General features: G+C 40.9%; 22 protein-coding genes. 9 read left to right on the top strand and 13 right to left on the bottom strand.

What is annotated here, in order from left to right; all coding sequences use genetic code 11:
* Positions 1-4 precede the first annotated feature (4 nt).
* Genes Q0A12_RS06215 through Q0A12_RS06195 form a run of 5 tightly spaced genes read right to left on the bottom strand, consistent with a single transcriptional unit; the run spans position 5 to position 4,703 of the window.
* Positions 5-550 carry a TetR/AcrR family transcriptional regulator gene (locus Q0A12_RS06215; RefSeq protein WP_291291795.1) on the bottom strand — a complete coding sequence of 182 codons (546 nt, stop codon included), beginning with the start codon at positions 548-550 and terminating at the stop codon, positions 5-7.
* Entirely contained in the window at positions 540-1,430 is an 891-nt protein-coding gene (locus tag Q0A12_RS06210; RefSeq protein ID WP_291291794.1) for a phytoene/squalene synthase family protein, read from the bottom strand. Before Q0A12_RS06210 ends, Q0A12_RS06215 begins: the two co-directional genes overlap by 11 nt.
* Entirely contained in the window at positions 1,420-2,907 is a 1,488-nt protein-coding gene (gene crtI / locus Q0A12_RS06205) for a phytoene desaturase family protein (protein ID WP_291291793.1), read from the bottom strand. Before crtI ends, Q0A12_RS06210 begins: the two co-directional genes overlap by 11 nt.
* A gap of 31 nt (positions 2,908-2,938) precedes the next feature.
* Positions 2,939-3,628: an ABC transporter ATP-binding protein gene (locus Q0A12_RS06200; RefSeq protein ID WP_291291792.1), complete on the bottom strand. Its 690-nt coding sequence runs from the start codon at positions 3,626-3,628 to the stop codon at positions 2,939-2,941.
* A gap of 10 nt (positions 3,629-3,638) precedes the next feature.
* Entirely contained in the window at positions 3,639-4,703 is a 1,065-nt protein-coding gene (locus Q0A12_RS06195; protein ID WP_291291791.1) for an ABC transporter permease, read from the bottom strand.
* Between the two features lie 296 nt (positions 4,704-4,999).
* Between Q0A12_RS06195 and Q0A12_RS06190 the strand changes: the two genes are divergently transcribed.
* The gene (locus Q0A12_RS06190; RefSeq protein WP_291291790.1) at positions 5,000-5,446 is read left to right on the top strand and encodes a DUF305 domain-containing protein; all 447 of its coding nucleotides are present in this window, start codon (positions 5,000-5,002) and stop codon (positions 5,444-5,446) included.
* Between the two features lie 22 nt (positions 5,447-5,468).
* Here the strand turns inward: Q0A12_RS06190 and Q0A12_RS06185 are convergent, their stop codons facing one another.
* Together Q0A12_RS06185 and Q0A12_RS06180 are read right to left on the bottom strand one after the other, a co-directional pair.
* The gene (locus Q0A12_RS06185) at positions 5,469-6,110 is read right to left on the bottom strand and encodes an HD domain-containing protein (protein WP_291291789.1); all 642 of its coding nucleotides are present in this window, start codon (positions 6,108-6,110) and stop codon (positions 5,469-5,471) included.
* 152 nt (positions 6,111-6,262) lie between these two features.
* Entirely contained in the window at positions 6,263-7,876 is a 1,614-nt protein-coding gene (locus tag Q0A12_RS06180) for an ABC transporter ATP-binding protein (RefSeq protein WP_291291788.1), read from the bottom strand.
* 101 nt (positions 7,877-7,977) lie between these two features.
* Between Q0A12_RS06180 and Q0A12_RS06175 the strand changes: the two genes are divergently transcribed.
* The 5 genes from Q0A12_RS06175 (at position 7,978) to Q0A12_RS06155 (ending at position 11,829) form a co-directional block, all read left to right on the top strand.
* Positions 7,978-8,880, top strand: coding sequence for an Rgg/GadR/MutR family transcriptional regulator (locus tag Q0A12_RS06175; protein WP_291291787.1), 903 nt, complete (start codon positions 7,978-7,980; stop codon positions 8,878-8,880).
* A gap of 68 nt (positions 8,881-8,948) precedes the next feature.
* The gene (locus Q0A12_RS06170; RefSeq protein ID WP_291291786.1) at positions 8,949-9,929 is read left to right on the top strand and encodes an aldo/keto reductase; all 981 of its coding nucleotides are present in this window, start codon (positions 8,949-8,951) and stop codon (positions 9,927-9,929) included.
* 27 nt (positions 9,930-9,956) lie between these two features.
* Positions 9,957-10,352: a MerR family transcriptional regulator gene (locus tag Q0A12_RS06165; RefSeq protein ID WP_291291785.1), complete on the top strand. Its 396-nt coding sequence runs from the start codon at positions 9,957-9,959 to the stop codon at positions 10,350-10,352.
* A gap of 51 nt (positions 10,353-10,403) precedes the next feature.
* The gene (locus tag Q0A12_RS06160) at positions 10,404-11,003 is read left to right on the top strand and encodes an NAD(P)H-binding protein (RefSeq protein ID WP_291291784.1); all 600 of its coding nucleotides are present in this window, start codon (positions 10,404-10,406) and stop codon (positions 11,001-11,003) included.
* Between the two features lie 178 nt (positions 11,004-11,181).
* Positions 11,182-11,829 carry a YitT family protein gene (locus tag Q0A12_RS06155; RefSeq protein WP_291291783.1) on the top strand — a complete coding sequence of 216 codons (648 nt, stop codon included), beginning with the start codon at positions 11,182-11,184 and terminating at the stop codon, positions 11,827-11,829.
* 179 nt (positions 11,830-12,008) lie between these two features.
* Here the strand turns inward: Q0A12_RS06155 and Q0A12_RS06150 are convergent, their stop codons facing one another.
* From Q0A12_RS06150 to Q0A12_RS06130, 5 genes are read right to left on the bottom strand one after another with little or no spacing between them, the layout of a single operon-like run.
* Positions 12,009-12,200 (bottom strand): hypothetical protein, encoded by a 192-nt coding sequence (locus Q0A12_RS06150; protein WP_291291782.1) that lies wholly within the window; start codon positions 12,198-12,200, stop codon positions 12,009-12,011.
* Positions 12,175-12,774: an ABC transporter permease subunit gene (locus Q0A12_RS06145; protein ID WP_291291781.1), complete on the bottom strand. Its 600-nt coding sequence runs from the start codon at positions 12,772-12,774 to the stop codon at positions 12,175-12,177. The genes Q0A12_RS06150 and Q0A12_RS06145 overlap by 26 nt, the downstream gene beginning before the upstream one ends.
* Positions 12,771-13,679 (bottom strand): ABC transporter ATP-binding protein, encoded by a 909-nt coding sequence (locus Q0A12_RS06140; RefSeq protein WP_291291780.1) that lies wholly within the window; start codon positions 13,677-13,679, stop codon positions 12,771-12,773. Before Q0A12_RS06140 ends, Q0A12_RS06145 begins: the two co-directional genes overlap by 4 nt.
* Positions 13,676-13,897: a PLD nuclease N-terminal domain-containing protein gene (locus Q0A12_RS06135; RefSeq protein ID WP_291291779.1), complete on the bottom strand. Its 222-nt coding sequence runs from the start codon at positions 13,895-13,897 to the stop codon at positions 13,676-13,678. The genes Q0A12_RS06140 and Q0A12_RS06135 overlap by 4 nt, the downstream gene beginning before the upstream one ends.
* A complete protein-coding gene (locus Q0A12_RS06130; protein WP_291291778.1) occupies positions 13,894-15,087 on the bottom strand; it encodes a helix-turn-helix transcriptional regulator in 1,194 nt (397 codons plus the stop codon). Before Q0A12_RS06130 ends, Q0A12_RS06135 begins: the two co-directional genes overlap by 4 nt.
* Before the next feature lie 180 nt (positions 15,088-15,267).
* On the opposite strand from Q0A12_RS06130, the gene Q0A12_RS06125 reads away from it, so the two are divergent.
* Both Q0A12_RS06125 and Q0A12_RS06120 read left to right on the top strand, forming a co-directional pair.
* Positions 15,268-16,416 (top strand): glycerate kinase, encoded by a 1,149-nt coding sequence (locus Q0A12_RS06125; RefSeq protein WP_291291777.1) that lies wholly within the window; start codon positions 15,268-15,270, stop codon positions 16,414-16,416.
* A gap of 128 nt (positions 16,417-16,544) precedes the next feature.
* Positions 16,545-19,109 (top strand): HAD-IC family P-type ATPase, encoded by a 2,565-nt coding sequence (locus tag Q0A12_RS06120; RefSeq protein WP_291291776.1) that lies wholly within the window; start codon positions 16,545-16,547, stop codon positions 19,107-19,109.
* Between the two features lies 1 nt (position 19,110).
* Here Q0A12_RS06120 and Q0A12_RS06115 read toward each other — a convergent pair whose 3' ends face one another.
* A complete protein-coding gene (locus Q0A12_RS06115; protein WP_291291775.1) occupies positions 19,111-20,565 on the bottom strand; it encodes a helix-turn-helix domain-containing protein in 1,455 nt (484 codons plus the stop codon).
* A gap of 226 nt (positions 20,566-20,791) precedes the next feature.
* Between Q0A12_RS06115 and bsh the strand changes: the two genes are divergently transcribed.
* Positions 20,792-21,766 carry a choloylglycine hydrolase gene (bsh, locus tag Q0A12_RS06110; protein ID WP_291291774.1) on the top strand — a complete coding sequence of 325 codons (975 nt, stop codon included), beginning with the start codon at positions 20,792-20,794 and terminating at the stop codon, positions 21,764-21,766.
* The last annotated feature ends 498 nt before the right edge of the window (positions 21,767-22,264 follow it).

Here is a 22,264-nt window from a genome sequence, read left to right as displayed (position 1 = left end):
TTTCTTAGTGGGTATCGGCTAATACACCGTATAAAAACAAGTCGATTGACTGGTAGAGCTCTGTTTCTTTTTCGGCTGAATCTAAGTATGATGCGATGAGGATAAACATTTGACTCACAACAAATTGGTAGGAATGGTCCTTACGTAATTTTAATTCACTGGTTTGAAAAAGTCGGATAAAGGGTTGCTGATAGTTTTCTTTCCAGATCAGATAAAGTTTTCTGGCGGTTTCTTCTGAAACGGTGTGCTTGATATCATCCATCATTAAGTAGAAATTGAATGGATGCCGTTTTTGCAAGAATCGTGCCATACGCTGCAGTTTTTCCGCTAAGGCGTAGCTGGGATCATCCACGATTCGGTATAAGTTTTCAGATACATCGGTGGCTAATCTGGCAAGAACGCCATAGTAAATATCTTCTTTTCTCTTGAAATGATAATACAAATTTGGTTGGGTAATCCCTAACAACTCTGCGATTTGCCTAGTTGATGTTGCTTTGTATCCTTGCTGCATAAACAACTGCTCAGCGACGTCTAGAATCTCATCTTGCATAGCTTTCACTCCGGTAGATTTTTATCTGCTGTTTGGCAGAACGCAATAAGTACGCTTTTCTTTGAATAGAGACAACATTCTTTTTGAGAAATACCTGATACTTTTTCTCACGAATCACTGTCAATAGTTCACGGTAGATCAGTAAAGCAGCCATCAATGCTTCCTGACAATCTTCGTCGATTTGAGGCATCATGAGGGTTGCTTCCTCATATTGTTTTTCAGCTATTTCTGCTTCAAACTCCCAAAGACGGATAAAGGAGGCGGTGACCTTTTTTTGCTTTATCTGTTGAGGGGTTACAGCAAATCGCTCCATCGTTTCTTTAGGTAAATACAGTCGATTCATCGCAAGATCTTCCCCAATATCCCGCAGAATATTCGTTCGCTGCATCGCTTCCCCCAACTTCTTGGCTGGGGTTTGAATTTCTGCGGCACTGCTGGATAAAATCGGCAGCAGCATCAAGCCAACACTGCCAGCGACATAATAGCTATAATGACTTAAATCCGCCTCCGTTGCCGGCTGCTGAAAATCCAAATCCATTCTCTGTCCTGTGAGCATATCATAAAATGGTTGGAAAGGTAAATCATAGGTTGCAAAGACAACAGAGAGGGCCCGCCAGATAGGCGCATCGAGAACAGTACCAGCTTCTAATTGCTGTAAGCCATGTTGGAGTTCATTCAACAGAGTGAGGTCTTTGAAACGATCAATGGCATCATCTGCTTGGCGACAAAAGGCATAGATAGCAAATACAGAACGTGCTTTATCTTTTGGTAATTGTGAAAACGCACTGTAAAAACTTTTTGAATGTTTTTTGATGACTTCCTCACAGGAAGCAAAATCCTCGGAATATTTATCAAAGAGATTCCTACTTTTATTGATCATCTTTTAATAACTCCTCTACGGCCAGCTTTGCGCTTTGCATCACGATAGGCACACCGGCTCCTGGGTGAGTGCTGCTGCCGCAAAAATACAAACCTTCGGCATAAGCAAATTTATTATGGGGCCGATAGTAATTGCTCTGAGACAACGTCGGTTTTAATCCAAAAGTCGCTCCATTATAAGCATTGTAACGCTCTTTAAAATCTTGCGGTGTATAATGGGTTTCAAAAACAATGTGTTCGTCGATGTCGCTAAAAATCGTTTTTTCCTTTAATGTATGGATGATCTTATCCCGATAGTTCTTGACTGTACTCGGTTGCCAATCATCAAATTTAGACAGTTCGGGAACGGGCACCAACACATACAAGCCTTCATGTCCCGCGGGTGCTAGTGAAGCATCTTTTAGTGTGGGACGATAGAGATAGAAGGAGGGATCCTCCGGTAAAACCCCTGTTTCAAAAAGATCATCGACATTTTTTTTGAAGTCTTCGGCAAAGTAGATACTATGCAGTCCATTGGCATCATATTTTTTATCCAAACCTAGATACAAGAGAAAACACGAACAAGAATAGGCCATTTGGCTGATTTTTTTATTGGTATATTTGCCCCGTTTTTTTTCATCTGGGATCAATTCTTGCATCGCATAAGGAAAATCAGCGGCACAGACAATCGCATCTGCTGAATGGATGTGCCCATTTAGACGTACCCCTGTTGCTCGCTTGTTTTCGATGATCAGTTCTTCGATCGGTGAGTCATAATGAATCACGCCGCCTAATTCTTCAAATAAGCGAGCCAGCGAAGTCGCTAATGTATACATACCTCCCTTAATGAAATAGACCCCATAGAACAACTCGATCATGGGAATGATCGTATAAAGAGAGGGCCCTTGATAGGGGGAAACCCCGATATACAAGGTTTGAAAAGCCAATGACTTGCGCAAGCGGTCATCTTTGACAAATTTTGAGATAGAGGTGTAGGCATCATTGAATGTTTTCAATTTTAGGCCTGCCCAGAGGGATTTAGGATTATAAAAATCCCAGAATCCTCGGAATGATTTCGTGATGAAGGCTTCTTTTGCGATCACGTAGCGTTTATAAATATCTGCTAGAAAAGCAAAATAACCTTGGGCATCCTCTTCGGAAATTTCTTCTAATGTTTTAGTAAGTTCAATCAAATCATTCGAAAAGGTAAGAGGGGCTTCGTCAGAAAAATAAAGCTGCAGCATTGGGTCCACTTTTTCCATTGGAATATAGTCATCTGGATCCACCCCGCACAGCTCAAAAATTTCCCGATAAATCTCCGGCATCATGACAATAGTCGGTCCCACATCAAAGGTGAATCCTTTTTCTTTGATCTGGTTCATTTTGCCGCCAGGCTGACTTTCTTTTTCATACAATGTGACGGAATAACCGGCTTTTTGCAAACGAACGGCTGCGGAGAGTCCTGCAACACCGCCACCAACAACAATTATTTCTTTCATGGGAACTCCTTTTGTTTGTCTTGATAGTTGATCAATCCTGCTGTGACTTGGTGTGCTCTTTTTCTTTTAAGACACCGTCTTCCATTACAAGCACCCGATCACAATAATCAGTTAACCGGGTATCATGGGTCACCATAATCGTGGCTTTATTTTTTTCTTTGGTTTCTTGCGCTAAGATTTTGACTACTTCATAAGCTTTTTCAGAATCCAGACTGGCTGTTGGTTCATCCGCCAAAATAATTGTTGGGTCATGATACAACGCTCTAGCGATCGCTACTCGTTGACGTTCACCACCGGAGAGATCTTCAGGGTATTTGTTTTGCAATTTATCGATCCCTAATTGGGTAAATAAGTCTTGGGCAGACTGGGTTTTATCCTCTTTGCTGACTTTGTCGACTAATTTCAATTGTTTTTTCACAGTCAAGAAAGGGACTAGATTAGAAGCCTGCAGAATAAACCCAATCTCTTTGAATCGTAATTTGGCACGATTCTTTTCTTTTTGTTCACTGAACGGCTGATTATTGATCAATACTTCCCCTGCGGTAGGAGCTTGTAGTCCTCCAGCAATGGTTAGAAACGTACTATTTCCAGAACCAGAGGGTCCAATGATTGCGACAAATTCTCCTTTTTCAACGGAAAAATTGGTTTCTTTCAAGGCTTCGATCATCGTATCGCCATCTTTAAAGGTTTTCTTCACATTTTTAAATTCAATTGCACTCATGTTTCTCCTCCTATCCAATTGCTTTCAACGGGTCAATCTTAACGATCGTTCTTACAGAGAAGAAGGCCCCGACAATCGCAATCAAAATCATCAATACACTGATACCTGCAAAAAAGAGACTATTTACTTGGAAGGGCACAGCTTGCGGCAGAACCAATGAAGTACCGATCGTTGCCGCCAATCCTACCAAAACACCAACGGTTGCTAAAAGGAAAGTTTGGGCGATCACAGAAAATGCGATGTAACGGCTGGAAATTCCTTGTGCCTTCATAACACCAAAAATATCAGATTTCTGCATAGTCAAGACATAAATAAAGATCCCAATCACGATGGCCGCAATCACGATTAGAAAACCAATCATAAACCCAAAGGTTAGTACTTGAGCACTGTAACCAGGCAATTCATTGATGAAATCAGTGATTTTGGTAGCCGTTAATTCATCCGGTACTTTATCGACTGTTCCTCTTGTCACGATAGCATTGATCCGGGCTTTATCACTGGTATCTTGTGCTTCAAAACGAATTTCTTGATAAGCGCCAATCGTGGTGTACAAAACCGGTGCGACATTGAAACGGGCATTCTCGGTAAAACCAACGATTTTAAGTTTTTTGTCATTGCCGGCTATTTTGATCGTATCGCCGATTTTTATGTCATACTCATCTTTCAAGCTACTGTCAGCGACGGCCTCCTCATCATTTGTGAAGAGTTCTCCTTCTGTGACTTTTGGCGCCAAAAATTGATCGGGATCAATACCAAAGAAGCTGACATCAACTTTTTCACCACCGGATTCCTTGGTGATCACGCCGGCAGTTTGGGCCAAAACAGCTTTCTCGTCTGCTTTGACTTCATTATAGAGATTGCGAGGGATCATGGACATATTCAAATTGTTATTTGCTTCGTCAGCTAATAAAATCTCTGACGCCGACCATTTATCGACGGCAGTTCGGTTCTCTTGAGCAAGACCATAGGCTAGTCCGGTCAAGAAAAAAACTAAGTAAGCGATCAAAAACATGACACCGGTAACCAGTGCATACCGCAATTTAGAATGGCGGATTTCATTTATTGCTAAAAACATACATCTTCCTCCTAGAAATTTTATCAGGTGATAAAATCAAGTTACCACATTCTTATTCAGCTGCAAAATTTATTGCTTTGGCATAGATTCTTCCTGCAAAGACCAAACAAGCTGAAAGAAAAACCTAGCAAAAGCGATAGAATAAAAATGTTAATCTCCGGCAATCGATAGAGGATTCAAGCCAAAAGCTGCAAGAAATGCTTTGTTTCCTAATGGCAACTAAGCGTTTCGTTTGAGTAGGGGCAATCACTCCTGATAGACTAATAGTGATATTTTTTAGGAAAGAGGAGATAGTAATGAAACAGTATGTGCGTTTTGGTGTGATGATTTTAGTATCGACGATCGTGATGTTTGGGATGATGTACCTGAATGTTTTTCAATGGGATCATGTTTTTTATAGTCAGACTCGACTATTTATGGCGTTGATGATGGGAGCAGTGATGGCGATGATCATGCTCTTATTTATGTGGAAAATGTACGAAAATAAGAAATGGAATCTAGCAATTTTAGCTGCCAGTGTACTCGTATTTTGCGGTTCGCTTTTCATGGTGCGCTCCCAAACGGCTGTTGATGATGTGAAGTGGATGAAAGCAATGATTCCTCATCATTCGATTGCCATTTTAACCAGTACCAATGCGGCAATCAAAGATCCTGAGGTCAAAGAACTAGCAGATGACATCATCCAAACTCAAAAAGAAGAAATTGAAAAGATGAAAGAAATGATCGAACGACTAGAAAAATGAAACAAAGCCGAATCTTGGCGTCTTAGCTCAAAGATTCGGCTTTTTTCATTCGTTGTTCGTAGCAAGCAGAAAAAGCGCTGTTAAATTTGACCGGATCTGCGAGCATTTCATGGATCTCTGCTAAGCCTGCGATATTTTTTGAATAGTCGAGCCAAAAGGTCAAGTGATGGTGGGGACCATATTTTTGCTGAATGTATTCAAATGCTTCTTGGCAAAGTTTGGCAGGATCGGAAAGCCCCTTTTTCTCGATGGCAAAGTAAATCGTGCGTTCGAGAATCCGATAAAAGTCAAGATCACGATCAGCTTCTGAAATGATTTTGCCATAGATGGATCGTGGCTCATAGGAGAGGGAAGCACGATGATCTTCGACGGCTTCTCCGATGATTTTACGTTGTTCTTTAGTAAAGTAACCCGCTAAAAAAGCATCCGATTCTACCATAAGTCTTGAAGATCGTTCATGATTTTTTCGTCCGTTTAATAGACCAAGATCATGAAAGACAGCAACGGTAGAGACAATGTCTAAATCAACCGATAATGGGGCAGCGATTTCTCTACTATTTTTGAGCACTTGATAGACGTGTTCGGGGGAATGACTGGTATCTAATTGCTTGTATTGCGGAATGATCGTTGTTTCTAAATAATGCATTAGCTGTGGGTTGACCATCAAAAACCTCCATTGGCTTATTTCTTTTTTAGCAAACAACAAATCAATGCTTTATTAAGAATCAACGCATTGATTTGTTGAATCAGCTACTTTCAGTTTAGCAAATAATAGCTGTTGAACAAAGAGGAATCGTGATTCATTTGCTTGAATGATTAGGGGGATGTAAGTGAGAGAACACCATCCAATTTTTCGGCGATTTCGTCTCGAAGGTGGTGGGTAATAAACAGGACAGTTTGCGGTTGTTGCAACAATAATTTCTCGATTTTTTTAGCATTTTCTTGATCAAGATTAGAGGTTCCTTCATCAACTAATAAAATAGGTTTTTTCCATAGAAAGCCTCTAGCTAGTGCAAGGCGCTGCAATTGTCCGCCTGATAAATTACCGCCGGTTTCGGTAAGGACCGTGTCTAACTGCTCAGGTAGTTGTTCAATAACTGCAAAGAGTTCCGCTTTTTTTAGTGCTTGCTCGATTTCGGCATCAGAAAAGAATTGTCCGAATGTCAGATTCTCGCGAATCGATGCTTGATAGACAAATGGCCGTTGATCAATCACTGTTACATTGTCTTGCAATTCTTCTAAAGGGATTTCTTTTATTTCCGTTTCTCCTAAGCGGATCGATCCGCTATAGTCTTTGCGCCGTCCAGTCAACAAACTGAATAATGTTGACTTGCCTGAGCCGCTTTCCCCCACGATGGCATACTTTTGTCCAGCTTTAAAAGTGGTTGAGAGATGGAACAACATTCGCTGCGGTTTTCCATCTGTCCTTGGATAACAATAAGAAGCTTGTGCCAACACAAGATCTTTGGCATTGTTTGTTTTTTTGCTGGGCAGAGAACCCTCATTCGCTGGGTTCTCATAAGCAAATGCATCAAACAAAGGAAGTGTTCCTTGTATTTTGGACAAATAGGAACTGATATTTCCTAATGTGTTAAAGATTGTCGAAGCAAGATTCCCTGTTGCGGTAATCGCTCCGATGGGAACGATCTGCAGAAAAGCCAAGTAGCCAGTAAAACCTAAGACACTCAATTGACCTGTCACATTACCAACTCCGCCAGTTACGGAAACAGCAGCCATCACTTGTGCTTGTTTTAATTTTGCCAATCGAATCCTTTGTGCGGAATCTAACAGTTTGTTTTTAAGAAAATCGAGACGCTGGAAATTTAGGAAAGTATCGAATCCAGTTAACAGTTCGTTGGTTTTACTTAAAAAAGCTTCATTTGCCTGAGCGGTAGCAACAGCAGATCGTTTCATCTTTTTTTGAAAGATTTTCGGTAACAAAAGCAACAAACAGGATTGACCTAAGGTGAGCACAATCAATGACCAATGAAATTGGGCTAATGCAATAACGGCAAATAGTGAAGACAATACACCTTGCATGACCTGATAGATATTGGCGAAGCCATCTGTTTCAATCATGGTTATATCGTTGCTCAATTTTGATGCATAGTTGCCTACGGTAACTTTGTGGAATGTCTGATAATCACTGTACCGTAGCCGAGTCAATAATTGATCTCGCAAATAAAGAGACATCTTCTGAGTCGTATAGGCTGTATAACGGATTTGTATGTAAATAAAAAGCAGGAAACAGCTATAGGCTAAGACCATCCCTACGACACCTTGGACAAATCCTTTTTGATCGAATTGAATGAGACTGTTTAGAACTTGAACGTTTTGCAAACTGGCTAGTGTTTGTGAAAGTGCAACTCCTGCCATTAAAAGCAGGACGATTCCCTGATCTTTCCAATGCACCAATAACACCTTTTTCATCATTTTTTGCTCCTTTCATAATACCTTTCTTGATACCTTTATTGTAAAAGGGTAAAGTGAAAACAAAGGATTAATTACATATATGTAAAGAGGTGCTGTGAATGGACTACGGAGCGACATTTAAGAAATTGCGGTTAGAAAAAGGAATAACTTTGAAAGAAGCATGTCAACAAGGGATATCAAGTGCACAACTTTCACGTTTTGAAAATGGGAAATCAATGTTGACGGTCGATCAGTTTTTTATATGCTTGCAAAATATCAATGTGACCATCGAGGAGTTTCAATTTGTTGGGAAACAGACTTTTAAAGACCGTTTTGAAAAGCCTATCGAACAGATTCAGGAATATCTTAATACGAATCAAGAAGAGGCGGCTCGTTCATTGGCACAACGTTTTTTTGCTGAAAGTCAGAGTCCCTATGATTGGCCGCAATTTTTAGGCTGTTTTATTGAAGATGTACTCAATGCAGGAAATGATCGTCCATTCATTCATTCTCAAAAAGTACTTAGCTATCTCCAGCAAGTCAATAGTTGGGGAGAGATGGAGTTGCGTCTGATCAGTATTTTTACCTTTGCATTGGATACAGAACAGATGGATCTATTGCTGAAAAGTATTTTGAAAAAAGCCAAGCTGTACCAACGTGTTCCGCAAACCAATGCCCTTTACTATGATTTGTTGGAGAACTTTTTTTCTAAGTATGTCTTTCATCGCAATCTTCCAGCTGCCAGAAAGATCCAAAAACTGTATCGGCAGAGTCTGGATGAACGTACAATATTATTGCGTCCTAGGATCTCCTATATTTTCAACCAAGGAATCCTTTTTTATCTGGAAAAACAACCAGAAAAAGGCAATGAATGCTTTGACCAAGCAATTTCTTTAGCAAGAATTTTTTATCAGAAGGAAACCGAACACTATTTTGAGAAGCGGGCCAAAAATTGGCGGGAAAATTATCAAGATGCGAATTTTCGTGAGCTGACGATCAATCTGAATTTTTTTAATTATTAAAAAAGGGGTTGACTTAGAGTTCACTCTAAGGCGTATGCTAGAAGTATCAATTTTAAGGAGGAACGACAATGGATTATGTAAAATTTGGACATACAGGATTGGAAGTTTCCCCCCTTTGTTTAGGGGCAATGGGTTTTGGTGATCCGAAAAGCGGCTTTCATGAATGGGTCTTGGAAGAAACTGAAAGTCGAGAAGTCATCAAAAAAGCCCTTGATCTAGGGATCAATTTTTTTGACACAGCGAATATTTATTCCTATGGTGCCAGCGAAGAAATATTGGGGAAAGCGTTGAATGATTTTGCCCCTCGGGATGAGATCGTCGTCGCAACCAAGCTCTATTCTAAAATGAAAAAAGCACCCAATAGTGGTGGGCTCTCACGAAAAGCAATCTTTTTTGAAATCGATCAAAGTTTAAAACGATTACAAATGGACTATGTGGACCTGTACATTATCCATCGTTGGGATTACACCACACCGATCGAAGAAACGATGGAAGCACTTCATGATTTAGTGAAAGCAGGCAAAGTCCGTTATATCGGAGCTTCTGCGATGTATGCTTGGCAATTTGCTAAAGCACAGGCGGTTGCGGATAAACATGGCTGGACCAAATTTGTGTCCATGCAAAATCATTTGAATTTATTGTATCGTGAAGAGGAGCGGGAAATGCTGCCACTTTGTGATGATCAAAAAATTGCGGTTACACCTTACAGTCCATTAGCTGCCGGTCGTTTGACCCGCGACTGGGATGCACAAACCAAGCGATTTGTGACGGATAAGACGGCGCGATCAAAATATGATCAAACGAAAGAGCAAGACCAATTGATTGTTCAACGTGTCGCAGAGGTTGCCGAGGCACGGCAAGTCAAACGAGCACAAGTGGCATTGGCTTGGTTATTGCAAAAAGAATCAGTGGTGGCACCGATCATTGGCGCGACTAAAGAAAGCCATTTGCTAGATGCAATACCAGCCATTGATCTCACATTATCAACAGAAGAAGTGGCTTATTTGGAAGAGCCTTATCTGCCGCATGCGGTTGTAGGAGCCAATTGATTTTTTCAGATAAGAAGGGGTGTCGATTTGAATATCAAAAAAATAAGTGAACTTAGCGGTCTTTCTGCAGATACGATCCGCTATTATGAAAAGATTGCCCTCATACCACCAGTCAAACGTAATGCGCATGGTGTTCGAGTCTTTGATGAAGAAGATCTCAAATGGATCGAGTTTACCAGTAAAATGAGAAAAGCCGGACTTTCGATCGAGGCTTTATCAACCTATTTGACGTTATTTCGTGAGGGAAGTCAAACCGTTCCGCAAAGAAAACAATTGTTAGCAGAGCAAATCGCGACGCTGCATGAACGCATTGCTACTATGACAGAAGCGGTGGAACGGCTGGAATATAAATTGGAGCACTACGATGACCACATCATTCCAGCAGAAGCTGAATTGCGTCAAAAAGTGTTTGTTCAAAAATAAAGGAGATACGAGCAGTTTTTTGTAAGGTGACCAGAAGAAGAAAGGATCCTTATGACAAAAGTAATGATTTTTGGCAATCAAGAGCCCCATTCAATTGCTATCAGACAAAGCCTTTTAGCTAGAAATGTGCCACTTGTTTTGTATCCGACTAAAAAGAATGAGACAATGGTCCTTACTGATGCGCAATGGGAAAAAGTCATTCAGGGGGATCCTAATGATTTAGGCAAGATTTTACAAGGAATGATTGGTTGTGATTTGGTTTGTCTCTCTGGCGTACAAGATTCAAGAGTTACATGGCGGATCATGGAAGCAATGAAACTTCTGGGGCTCAAACGGCTTATTTGTCTGATAGAACCAGCAGACATCTCCCGTTTGTCGGGAATGTTCTCTGACGGAAGCGGTTTGCAAAAGCAAAGACTAAGCCGACAAATGGAGTTGTCAGTAGGGTTGATTGAAGAATCAGAATGTGACTACACCTTCTTGTATCTTCCAAATTCTTTCCCAAAATGTTCTCAGACACCTAATCCGCAAGCTAACAAAAAAACGCGATTTTCTGAAACTGATCAACAAGTCGCTGAGCTCATTGCACAAATCGTGGAAGAGCCCGCTTTTTTAATCAACAGAAGGCTATACATTTCTAGTGAGGGATAGGAAAAGTCGGATAGGCAGAATCAATCAATTTCTTTATTCGGAAAAGCAGGCTTATAGAAGAGTCAAAATTTTCATGGCGAGATGAAAATTTTGACTCTTCTTTTGATAGTTTTCTTTGTTAAACTAACTGCAATATCTAACAGTCTTATCTAGGGAGTTAGGGAAAGGAAACGATGGAATGACTATCAAACGAGTAGGACTGATTACATTGGGTGTATTTTGGATCTGTGTCGCATTGAACTTTTTTTTATTGCCTCACAGTATCGCCTCAGCAGGAGTAGGATCCATCGGTTACTTACTTGAAACTGGCTTAGCTATAAATCGCCATTTCGTCGTTTGGGGTATCAACTTGCTGATGCTGGGTCTGGCTTTTCTACTTTTAGAGCGGCATGTTTTTTTCAATACGGTTTTAGGCAGTCTCTTATTTCCAGTGATGTTAGCCAGAATTCCTGTTTGGATGGCATGGGAATTTTATCCTGCCTCATTGGTTCTAGGCAGTTTCTTTTTCAGTTTAGGTGTCTTTTCCCTTTACTGCATTGGTGCATCCAATGGAGGGGTTACGATCCCGCCGCTGATCTTTGAAAAATATTTTGGCGTAAAGAAAGCAGTGGGAATCTTTTTAACGAATACGACGATCATCGCATTGAATTTTCTCGTATTTGGATGGAAAGAAGCAATTATTTCCGCCTGTTCGATCTATCTGATTGCCTTTTTTATGAGCCTCCTTTTGAGAGGGCAGCGTCAATTTCTTCGACGTAAAGAAGCAAGGAACCCCTTACTCAAAGTAACACCTGCCAAAGAGGAAAAAGGCGGAGCAGGAGGGTAAACATAGGGGGATCACCATTTTTTCTGAGTTGCCAAGAGATAGAGACATTAGTTTCCTTATTCAGAAAGAAGTAAACGAAGTCGTCTCTTTAACCAACTGATGTGAAAGGCTTGACCATAGAAAGAGGCCCTCTGTGCAGAAAGGACAGAGGGCCTCTTGTTTCCATTCTTGAGGCGGCGTTAGAGCTTTCTTTTTTGTAAAATGCTGCGACTGATGACTAGCGACAACAGCGATCCAGCGAATGCAATCAAAACCGCTGGTACAAAAGTTTTCAATTCAGATTCTCCTTGAATATAAGCAATCGTCTGGCTGGATAATGAATAAGGATTGATCTTTTGAAAGGAGTCAAAGAAATGAAGCAATACTCCCATGCCGTAACAGGCCGCCAAAAAAGAGTAAGACTTGGTAGACATTTTTGGCAAAGGTAGACCCTAACAGCAGCAAACTGATGGCAAAAATACCGAAGAGCCAATAACTAAAACAAGCACTACTGAGCTGATGGGTCAACGAATCATCGAAATAAATCCTCGTATAGAGCTGACAGATGAGAAAAGCCCCACCGTAGAAAAGCGTCCAAAGGCAATAAAGATAAAGCGCTTTTGAAAAAAGAATCGTCTGTCTGGATAATCCTTTAGTAATCAGATTGATCAGCGTTCCTTTTTCAATTTCTGCACAAATCGTGTCCGCAAAGAGAATCACGAAAACCAATAATCCTAATGAACCAATATTGCCATAAAATTGCAGCCATGAATCGACAGATGTGGGGGTAGAAACAGTAATCTGGATACCTTCTGTTACCATAGAAGAAAAAATATCGGGCATGATTTTTGCTAGAAAAGGAGACAGTATCCCGACAATTACGAAAATTACCCCACAGATCACGATTTTTTTGCTGCGCCAGCCACCTAAAAATTCTTTTCTTAAAAAAACTGTGAGCTGCATCATTTGACTACCTCCAAATAGATTTTTTCCAGTGAAGAGTCATTTTTTTGAAAGAGTTGCGGCACTAACTCGTTTTCGACCAATAACTGCAACACTTTTTGCCCTTGCTGAGAGCTGGGATTTTCTGGAATCGTCAACTGATGGTTCTCCCTCTTCCAATCAATGGCTGCAGCGTCGGCAAGCTGACAAAAACGCGCTGTGTCTTCTGGCGTAGCAAATTGAAGATGATAATCTTCTTGCCGGAATTTTGTCTTTAATTCCTCCATCTCACCAAAGAGCTTGATTTTCCCCTGATGCAAGATCGCCACATAATCAGAGATTTGTTCGACATCCGATAAAATATGGGAAGAAAAAAGCACTGTCGTTTCTTGTTTAATAGCAAGTAAAAGATCCAGAAAGGCTTTCCGTCCCAGAGGGTCCAGTGCAGAAGTCGGTTCATCGCAAATCAGTATTTCTGGTTTTGATAATAACGCTTGTGCTAGACCCAGCCGTTGCTTCATCCCCCGTGAGTAACTGCTGATTTTTTTGTTGGACTTTTCAAGATTGACTAGCTGAAGAATCTCATCAATCTGGCTAGACAACTGTTTGCCAAGTCCGCTTATTTTTCCGCAAAAATGAAGGTATTCTGCTGCGGTCATAAAAGAATAGAATTGAGGAACGTCAGGCAAGTAACCTATCTTGCGGTTTGTTTGCGCATTTCCATAGACCACCGGTTCATTGCAAACGGTAATCTGACCGCTATCTGATTTGAGTAAGCCTAAAATCAGCTTCATAGTGGTCGTTTTCCCCGCACCATTCTCACCGACAAATCCTACTACACTGCCTTTCGGAACAGCAAAAGAAATCGCATCGAGAATTTTTCTTTCACCAAAGGATTTCGACAATTGATTGATTTCAATAGCGTTCATTCTTTTTCTCCTTTTCCAAACGTAAAGTATAGAATTGGTCCAATAATACTGATCAAACAAGAAACGAGAATCCATAACGTACGATTGCCGAATTTAAACTGTTTCTGTTTGACGATATCCAAAACCGAAACCAGAATCAACGTAAACTGCAAAAGCACTAATGGAATCAGAATGGGTAAATAAACACTAAAATTTTCTGGAAGACTCGTGTGTATCATCTTGTTTCCTCCTTTCCATGAAAATCATCAGCTGTTTGAACGGCAATTGTTTGTAAGCGTTGGAATAATTCTGCAAACGTCTGCTGCTCTTGATAAGGCTGCAGCAGTGGAGACTCAAGAATCAGCCCAGTCAATTGTTTCTTCACCATGTATGAACTGCGGGGTAATTGATTCCCAAGATCAAGTTCATCTATCCAGCTGTCAATTTGATCAAAGTAATCATCGCCATGAAGAAAATAAGGGTCATCCGTTTCTTCTAATAATGAGACATAGCGGGTCAAAGCGAGAAGCAAGAGTTCATTATTGCCTTGTGCTGCGAAAGTCGTCAAACAGGCCGCCAAAAAATTGAGCATAATGATTGGATGCAGTCTAGCTAAGTCAAATGCGTCACAAAAGTCCAGCCCTCGTTGATAGGTGGTTTCCATAGCTGCAGGCTTTTGTGTCAGTAAAAGCGTGTAATTCGTTAATAAACTGAGTAAAACGGTGACGTATTGATAAATGGCACTTTGCAACACCGTTTCTGCTGCTGCAACATCATTCGTTTGTTGGAGTGCTGCTGCAATCAACGGTTCCACAGGCAAGAAAGTGGGGGTCTTATGACCTAAGATCGTCAATACCTCTTCGGCCTGTCCCAACATGGTCATCGAATATGCTTGATAAAATTTCGCTTGCTGAACAAGCTCGGAGCTACCATTATTTTTTACTTGTTCAAACAGTTTGACCGCTTCTTGTAAATAATGGTTCTTTTTGGTTTCTGCGTTAATTTGATCAGCTGGCGTTTGTTCAGGAAGGTCCGTCTTTGAGGGAGTAGGTAATAGATCCCAATTATTCAAATAAAAAAGTCCCATCTGTAATAGGAATGGATAGCAGGAATAATACCGTCGAATAAAACCTTCCATCATACTTAACACGTCTTCTGCCTCTTTTATTTCAAAAGACTCGTTGAGCAACTGATAAATTCGCTTGATTTCTTGGGCTGTTAATTGAGAATTGATTGCTAAAAGTTCGTCTACACTACAGTCAAAAAAAGCAGCTAAGAGGGGCAATAAAGTAATATCTGGGTAAGACTGTCCGGTCTCCCATTTGGAAACCGATGCCTTAGAAACATTCATAAAATCAGCCAGTTCGGTTTGTGTGATTTGCTTGTCTTTTCGTCTTTTAGCGATTTCTTGGCCAATGGGTATTTCCATGATGCACCTCCTGTGATTTGATTAGCTTTATTGTAGAACAGGTAAGACAGGAGCACAATGGAGAACAAGTTAACTTTCAATTGATAAAGTCAACCATTAGTTGACAGAAGAGATCGCTCTTTTTCTTGTTGAATCGGCTGATTCATTGTTTAATAAAAGAAAAGGATGTGAGGGTTTAAGATGAAAGTGATCGCAATGATTGACTCATTTAAAGGGAGTGCCACCTCAGAAGAGTTAAATCACGCAGCATTGAAAGGTTTTTCCGGGGAATGGAAAAAAGAATCGATTCCTATCGCAGATGGTGGAGAAGGCACAATGGCTGCTTTATTTGCTGCTTATGGCGGGTCGTATAAAACAGTAGCCAGCGTTGGACCTCTAGGAGAAGAACGCCTTGTTTCCTATTTATTGACGACAATTGATCAAAAGCGAGTCGCAATTATTGAATGTGCCGCAATTATTGGTATCCAACTCCTGGATCCAACGGATAAAACGACCAGACAGGCTAGCTCCTATGGATTGGGTCTTTTAATCGCAGATGCAATCAACGAAAAAGTAGCAAAGATTTATGTGACTTTAGGGGGAAGTGCCACAACCGATGGCGGCCTAGGGTTGCTGAAGGCGTTAGGAGCTGAAATGAGCAATCAACCAACAGCTGATCCTAACCCATTGTTATCAGTAAGCCATTTTTCGCTTGCCAAGGTGCGACGGTTGTTCGCTGGTATTGAATTGCTGGCTTTGGCAGATGTGACGAATCCCTACACCGGAGAAGAAGGATTCGCGACTATTTTTGGTCCTCAAAAAGGGGCATCACCTCAAACAGTACAGGAATTGGAGCAACAAGCAAAAAAAGTGGCTTCTTTCGTAAAGCAGAAATACGATCTTGATTTAAATGAAATTGCTGGAACGGGAGCGGCTGGAGGAATTGGTGGTGGGATCGTCTTGCTGGGAGGACAAATTTGTCCAGGATTTATGACCATCGCCAAATTATTGAAGTTAGAGACCAGAATCAGTGATGCCTCGTTGATCATCACCGGTGAAGGCCGTTTTGACCGTCAAACGGCAGCCGGGAAAGTGCCAATGGGTGTGGCCAAAATCGCACAGAGCCATGGGATTCCAGTCGTTGCACTGTGTGGTCAAAGGGAGTCAAATCTAGGGGGAATCCTTCCGTATTTTGCTGGTATTTTTAGTATTCAATCTGGTCCGATTCTCCTTAAAAAAGCAATGAAAAAAAGTGTGACGTTAGCAAATATGACTGAAACGGCGCAGGCAGTCGCCGCATTTTATGGAAAAATTGCCAATGTGAACAGTGATGGAAATGGATCGGCTTAAAAAAGAAATCATTATTTTTAAGGAGCATTTTTTTCATATCAGACTGAAATAATCGACCGTTTCTTTTTTTTAAATCCCCCTATACTTATAGACAAGCGAAAGCTAAAAACTCTTTAGGGGGAATGACAATGAAATGGTATCAAATTTCAAAAGAACAATTATTGCAGCAGCTACAGTCCAATCGTCGCGGACTTTCAAATAAAGAACGTCAGGCACGGTTAGAAGCGAAGGGTCCAAATCGCATGGCGGAAAAAGCCCAAACGAAAACTTGGCAAAAAATCGCCAAACACTTTACGGATCTTTTGATGATCGTGTTGATGGTGGCTGCCGCGTTAAAGGCTGTCACCGGTGACTACGTCGAGAGCGGCATTATCCTTCTAGTTGTGATCATCAACGGAATCGTTGGCTACTGGCAGGAACGAAAAGCAGAGGAGTCTTTGGACGGCTTGAAACAAATGATGGGACAAGAAGCCGTAGTCCTGATAGAAGGGCTGCAGCAAACCGTTGACGTAGAGTCGATCGTTCAAGGCGATTTGGTTTCATTGAAGGCCGGCGATGTCGTACCAGCGGATATGCGATTGATCGAAACACATGGATTGGTCGTAGAAGAGTCCATTTTGACTGGAGAATCTGAGCCAGTCAAAAAAACAGAGCAAGTCATCACGGAGGAAAGCATCATTGGCGATCAAAAAAATATGGTTTTCTCAGGCACACTGGTTCAGAGCGGATCAGCGATTGGTGTGGTGGTAGCAACTGGTGATCAGACAGAAATTGGTAAAATCAATCAAGCGCTACAATCAGTCCAATCCCAAGAAACACCATTAGTAAAGAAAATGCATCAATTGAATAAGCAGATTTTTCGCGGCATCGTCCTGTTGATCCTCTTCTTGATTTTCTTTACTGCATTCCGATACGGTTTAGAAATGAACTTGCTGTTTTCATCAGTGATCGCACTGATTGTGGCAATGGTACCAGAAGGGCTGCCAGCAGTTCTGACGATGATTTTGTCAATGGGTGTCAAGGAAATGGCAGATCAGCAAGCAATCATCAAGACAATGCCGTCAGTTGAAACTCTTGGTGCAATGACTGTCATTTGTTCGGACAAAACAGGAACATTGACGAAAAATGAAATGACCGTCGTGGAAACAGTCACCACATCAGAAACGGATCAACAAATGATGTACGATATCATGGAAAACTGTCAAGATCTGAAACAGGAGGCTTCGCAACGTGCCGCTGACTTGCAAGGGAATCCAACCGAGCGTGCGTTAATTCAATATGTCGAGCATCAGAAAGTGCCGCTGCAACAAGTCGCAGCAAAAATTCCTTTCAGTTCTACTTACAAGTACATGGCTACTTTGCACCCAGTACAAGAGGATCAATCAGTTCTATATGTAAAAGGTGCGCCAGAAGTTTTACTAAGCAAAAGCCAATTAACTGCAGAAGCACTGGCTCATTGGCAGCAGACAGCATCTGAGCTGGCACAAAAAGGACAACGGGTTCTCGGCTTTGCTTATAAGACGGTTCCTGCCTCGAATCAAATTGCTCACGAAACAGTGGAAGACTTAGTCTTTGTCGGATTAGCAGGAATCATTGATCCGCCAAAAGACAGTGCAATCAAGGCAGTGAAAGAATCTTTACAAGCAGGGATCCAAGTCAAAATGATCACAGGGGATCACAAAGAAACCGCACAAGCTATCGGCGAGCAAGTGGGATTGAAACATACCAAAAAAGTCCTTGAAGGGTTGGATATTGATCAAATGTCAGATGAAGAGTTGGCACAGCAAGTCAAGCATGTCGATGTCTTTGCTCGAACGACACCCGAGCATAAGTTGCGGATCGTAACAGCGTTACAAAATAATGGTGAAATCGTAGGCATGACCGGAGATGGTGTCAATGATGCTCCCGCGTTGAAAAAAGCGGACATCGGAATCGCCATGGGAATCAAAGGAAGCGAAGTGAGCAAGCAAGCGGCGGATATGGTGTTGGCAGATGACAATTTCCATACTATCGCCAATGCGGTCAAAGAAGGACGACGGATCTTTGACAATTTGAAAAAAACCATCAACTTCTTTTTACCAACTGCATTGGCGCAAGGATTGATCGTGATTTTTGCCCTCTTGCTAAATCGGCCACTGCCACTAACACCGGTTCAAATTTTATGGGTCAATATGGTAACGACGATTACATTGTCTTACGCATTAGGCTTTGAAAAGGCGAGCAAAGATGTCATGGACCGGCCGCCTCGTCCAGTCAACCAAGGCATTCTTTCTCTCTACAGCATGTTCCGAATCGTCTATGTTTCTCTACTGATCATGATTCCTGCTTACTTCTTGTCCATGCAATTTGAAGGGCAAGCAGTTCAGCAAACGATTCTCCTGCAGAATATCGTGTTAGGACAAGCAGTGTACATGCTGAACTGTCGTGAGCTTTTAGAGCCCGCATTAAACAAGCGGATGTTCCAAAATCGGGCACTATTCATTTCTCTAGGAATCTTGGTGATTTTGCAAGGAATGGTTCTGGTGTTGCCAGTGGCGCAGCAGCTGATTGGTACCACATCACTGACACTAGTGCAGCACCTGAGTATTGCAGCAAATGGGCTCTTACTCTTTGCGGTGGTTGAAGGGGAAAAGCATCTCATGAAGCGCCGCGCCAATCGACAAGACACAAAAACAACCAATGAGCTAAGTTAAGTCATTGGTTGATCAGATAAAAAGTTTGGATGAGTTCAGTCAATTGATTGAGCTCATTTTTTGTTGGCAACATTGAAAGATAGAAGACTGGTAATTTGGGATCGTCCAAAGGGACGTTCGAAATAATGAAATCGTCATTTCGAGTCGTCATCATTGCGAATTCAGCAGGTTCAACTGGGACTAATTCGATCCTAGAACCTAAATAAGCACTTATTTCCTGTTGCAAGAACACTTTCCATGCTGGTTCTCCTTGAAAGAAAAAGAAAGCACGGGTCGTTACGGGGCGTGCCTGAAGCACAGCTTGTTGCACCAAGAGTGAAGCCATATTCAAGATATACTTAGGTTCATCGGTTACAATGGCAAATTTTGGATCTAAAACAAATTTTCGTAATCGCTCAAAAATCGCTTGATAATTGTGTTGACGGATGTGGATCATCTCTTGATATTCCAGTTGAAATTGATCAGATAGTTTGGCAGATTCATTGAATTTTAACACCAAGAGCAGCAAATTGTCCGCTAATTGGGTTTCTGAAAGTAGGGGAATCGCCAGTTCTTGTCCAAGTTCTTGAACAAATCGCTGAACGGCTTGTTTGATTTCCTGATAGGCATCCAGTGTGACAGCAATTTTGCTTGTCCACTGATTGTTGTAATTCCAGCTTTCCAAAAAGCAGTAAAAGCTAAAAAAACATTCCTCTTGATCCAAATAGACGCCTTCTTTTTGATAGACCCTCTGTAACGGCTGCTGATATTGCAAAAAAAGCGGATCAGAAGAATCAAAAGCAAATGTACTGACCCGACAATTGGCTTTGATCCGAATCGTATTGATAAAGAACCAACAAGTACCAAAAATCTGTTCAGACAGAACAGCTAACTCTTGCTGCTTTAATGACTGCAGAAAATTGAGGTAATGGGATTCATGGATAGCATAATCTTCAAAGAAATAATTATTATGGGTAAAAGGCAGCAACAAGCGATGAAAGAAAACGCGAATACTGATTTCGTTACCAGCTAACTTTGCCAGTTTTGCATTCAATTGAATCCGAATATTATAGGGTTTAATGCCCCGATTGATTTTCGTAACATGACGTTTTAATGTTTCAAAAGAAATCCCACTATCAAGCAAGAAAGATTGTGTCGCGATTTCTTTAGCGAAAAATAGCTGCTTGATCAACGTGGCGCCAATGGAAAGAGGTAGGAAACTTTCCCACAATTGGTTCGTTAATTGGGAATCTTTTTTTTGCAGTGACAAGCCATTACTGGTGGCTTCAATCTCCCAGCCGCTAGGCAACTGGTCCCGAATATACTGAATATCTGAAAAAACAGTACGCTCTGTGGTTTGAATCGAAGCAGCCAATGCCTTTGCTGTAATCGTTTTGTGATTGGACAACTCTTCAAGAAGCAGAATTTGTCGTAATAAGTCTTTTTCAGTAATGATACTTTTCATCATCGTATCCATTGAAAGCTTCCTCTCCGATTCAGGATCATTTTGCAATGTAAAAAGTTTTTCCTTTATTTTACCTCGCATCGATGAAGAATGCTATTTGTTTTTCCTGAAATCAGAAGGAGAAAAGAGCTGTAACTCATCCTTACGAAATGAATTGTTGACACAATCGTTTTTTTTGAAAAAAAAGCAATTAGTAGTAAAATAGTAAGTGAAAAAATTAACATCAGGAGGAGAAATTATGTGTACATCCATTACTTATTCAACGCGAGACCACTATTTTGGTAGAAACTTTGATTATGAGCTGTCCTATGAAGAAGTAGTCACGATTACTCCTAAAAATTATCCGCTGAACTTCCGAAAAGTCGATGCCTTGCCCAAGCATTATGCGATGATCGGGATTGCTGCTGGTATAGCAGACTATCCATTGTATTATGATGCGACGAATGAAAAAGGCTTGAGCATGGCTGGTTTGAATTTTCCTGGTCTTGCCGATTACAAAGAACCAATGGAAAATAAAGACAACATTACTCCGTTTGAATTCATTCCTTGGATTTTAGGGCAATGCAGTACGGTAGCTGAAGCAAAAGAGTTGCTGAATAAAATCAATTTGGTCAATATCAACTTTAGCGAAAAACTTCCGCTATCGCCTTTGCACTGGTTATTAGCAGATAAAGAGTCTTCGATCGTTGTAGAAAGTAAGAAAGACGGTCTTCATGTTTATGATAACCCCCTCGGTGTATTAACGAACAACCCTTCTTTTGACTATCATTTGTTCAATTTAAACAATTACCGTTCTTTGTCGAGAAAAACTCCTGCTAATACCTTTTCAGATGCCCTTGAACTGCATGAATACAGTAGAGGAATGGGGGGAATCGGGTTGCCTGGGGATCTCTCCTCGATGTCTCGATTTGTGAGGGCTGCATTCACGAAATTGAATTCTGTATCTGGTGATTCAGAATCAGAAAGTATCAGCCAATTTTTCCATATTTTAGGGTCTGTCGAACAGCAAAAAGGATTATGCGACGTTGGCGATGGGAAATATGAATATACCATCTATTCTTCTTGTTGCAACGTCGATAAAGGAATCTATTACTATCGGACCTATGAAAATAGTCAAATCGTCGCGGTAGATATGCATAAAGAAGACCTAGACAGTGAAAAACTGATTAGTTACCCGTTAGTTGAACAACAGCAAGTACACTATATAAATTAATTGATAAATAATTTTCAGAGAAAAACGGTAGCTTGCGTATAACTAAGCTGAAGTGATCTAAGAGAGGCGGTTTTTACTGATAAAAATACGACAGAAGTGATTAGAAAATAGCAGCAATGACTAATAGATAATTGATTTATGAGACCGTGGATTACAGTTTTTCCGTGATAGCTCTCAAATTCGTGAGCTGCAAAATAAAAGAACTTGCTAGTTTGATAAGATGCACTTTTTGGTTGAACAAAGAGTGCATCTTTGATTTATATTGGGCACAAAGGAAAACAAAAACCGCTAAGGACAAAGGGCCTAAGCGGTAAAATAACGTCTGTTGAATACTGCTTCACAAAAAAATTTCGAGCAAGGTAGTTTATGAGTTTTACTCTTCTGGATAATCGAATGGGATATCAGGATAGGCAAAATTTTCTTTGATTATTTTTTTACTATTTTCTGAGGTTCCAGATATAATATAATTAAATGATAAACGTTTTTCAAATCCATAAT

Source organism: Enterococcus sp. (assembly GCF_022711995.1).
Lineage (GTDB): Bacteria > Bacillota > Bacilli > Lactobacillales > Enterococcaceae > Enterococcus_D.
The sequence above is the reverse complement of the archived record's forward strand: the minus strand, read 5'-3'. Positions and strand labels throughout refer to the sequence as shown.

Excerpts from the sequence above, each read along its gene's own strand:
- Q0A12_RS06215 (WP_291291795.1), bottom strand. The coding sequence starts at position 550 with ATGCAAGATGAGATTCTAGACGTCGCTGAGCAGTTGTTTATGCAGCAA.
- Q0A12_RS06210 (WP_291291794.1), bottom strand. The coding sequence starts at position 1,430 with ATGATCAATAAAAGTAGGAATCTCTTTGATAAATATTCCGAGGATTTT.
- crtI (WP_291291793.1), bottom strand. The coding sequence starts at position 2,907 with ATGAAAGAAATAATTGTTGTTGGTGGCGGTGTTGCAGGACTCTCCGCA.
- Q0A12_RS06200 (WP_291291792.1), bottom strand. The coding sequence starts at position 3,628 with ATGAGTGCAATTGAATTTAAAAATGTGAAGAAAACCTTTAAAGATGGC.
- Q0A12_RS06195 (WP_291291791.1), bottom strand. The coding sequence starts at position 4,703 with ATGTTTTTAGCAATAAATGAAATCCGCCATTCTAAATTGCGGTATGCA.
- Q0A12_RS06190 (WP_291291790.1), top strand. The coding sequence starts at position 5,000 with ATGAAACAGTATGTGCGTTTTGGTGTGATGATTTTAGTATCGACGATC.
- Q0A12_RS06185 (WP_291291789.1), bottom strand. The coding sequence starts at position 6,110 with ATGGTCAACCCACAGCTAATGCATTATTTAGAAACAACGATCATTCCG.
- Q0A12_RS06180 (WP_291291788.1), bottom strand. The coding sequence starts at position 7,876 with ATGAAAAAGGTGTTATTGGTGCATTGGAAAGATCAGGGAATCGTCCTG.
- Q0A12_RS06175 (WP_291291787.1), top strand. The coding sequence starts at position 7,978 with ATGGACTACGGAGCGACATTTAAGAAATTGCGGTTAGAAAAAGGAATA.
- Q0A12_RS06170 (WP_291291786.1), top strand. The coding sequence starts at position 8,949 with ATGGATTATGTAAAATTTGGACATACAGGATTGGAAGTTTCCCCCCTT.
- Q0A12_RS06160 (WP_291291784.1), top strand. The coding sequence starts at position 10,404 with ATGACAAAAGTAATGATTTTTGGCAATCAAGAGCCCCATTCAATTGCT.
- Q0A12_RS06155 (WP_291291783.1), top strand. The coding sequence starts at position 11,182 with ATGACTATCAAACGAGTAGGACTGATTACATTGGGTGTATTTTGGATC.
- Q0A12_RS06150 (WP_291291782.1), bottom strand. The coding sequence starts at position 12,200 with ATGGGAGTATTGCTTCATTTCTTTGACTCCTTTCAAAAGATCAATCCT.
- Q0A12_RS06145 (WP_291291781.1), bottom strand. The coding sequence starts at position 12,774 with ATGATGCAGCTCACAGTTTTTTTAAGAAAAGAATTTTTAGGTGGCTGG.
- Q0A12_RS06140 (WP_291291780.1), bottom strand. The coding sequence starts at position 13,679 with ATGAACGCTATTGAAATCAATCAATTGTCGAAATCCTTTGGTGAAAGA.
- Q0A12_RS06135 (WP_291291779.1), bottom strand. The coding sequence starts at position 13,897 with ATGATACACACGAGTCTTCCAGAAAATTTTAGTGTTTATTTACCCATT.
- Q0A12_RS06130 (WP_291291778.1), bottom strand. The coding sequence starts at position 15,087 with ATGGAAATACCCATTGGCCAAGAAATCGCTAAAAGACGAAAAGACAAG.
- Q0A12_RS06125 (WP_291291777.1), top strand. The coding sequence starts at position 15,268 with ATGAAAGTGATCGCAATGATTGACTCATTTAAAGGGAGTGCCACCTCA.
- Q0A12_RS06120 (WP_291291776.1), top strand. The coding sequence starts at position 16,545 with ATGAAATGGTATCAAATTTCAAAAGAACAATTATTGCAGCAGCTACAG.
- Q0A12_RS06115 (WP_291291775.1), bottom strand. The coding sequence starts at position 20,565 with ATGGATACGATGATGAAAAGTATCATTACTGAAAAAGACTTATTACGA.
- bsh (WP_291291774.1), top strand. The coding sequence starts at position 20,792 with ATGTGTACATCCATTACTTATTCAACGCGAGACCACTATTTTGGTAGA.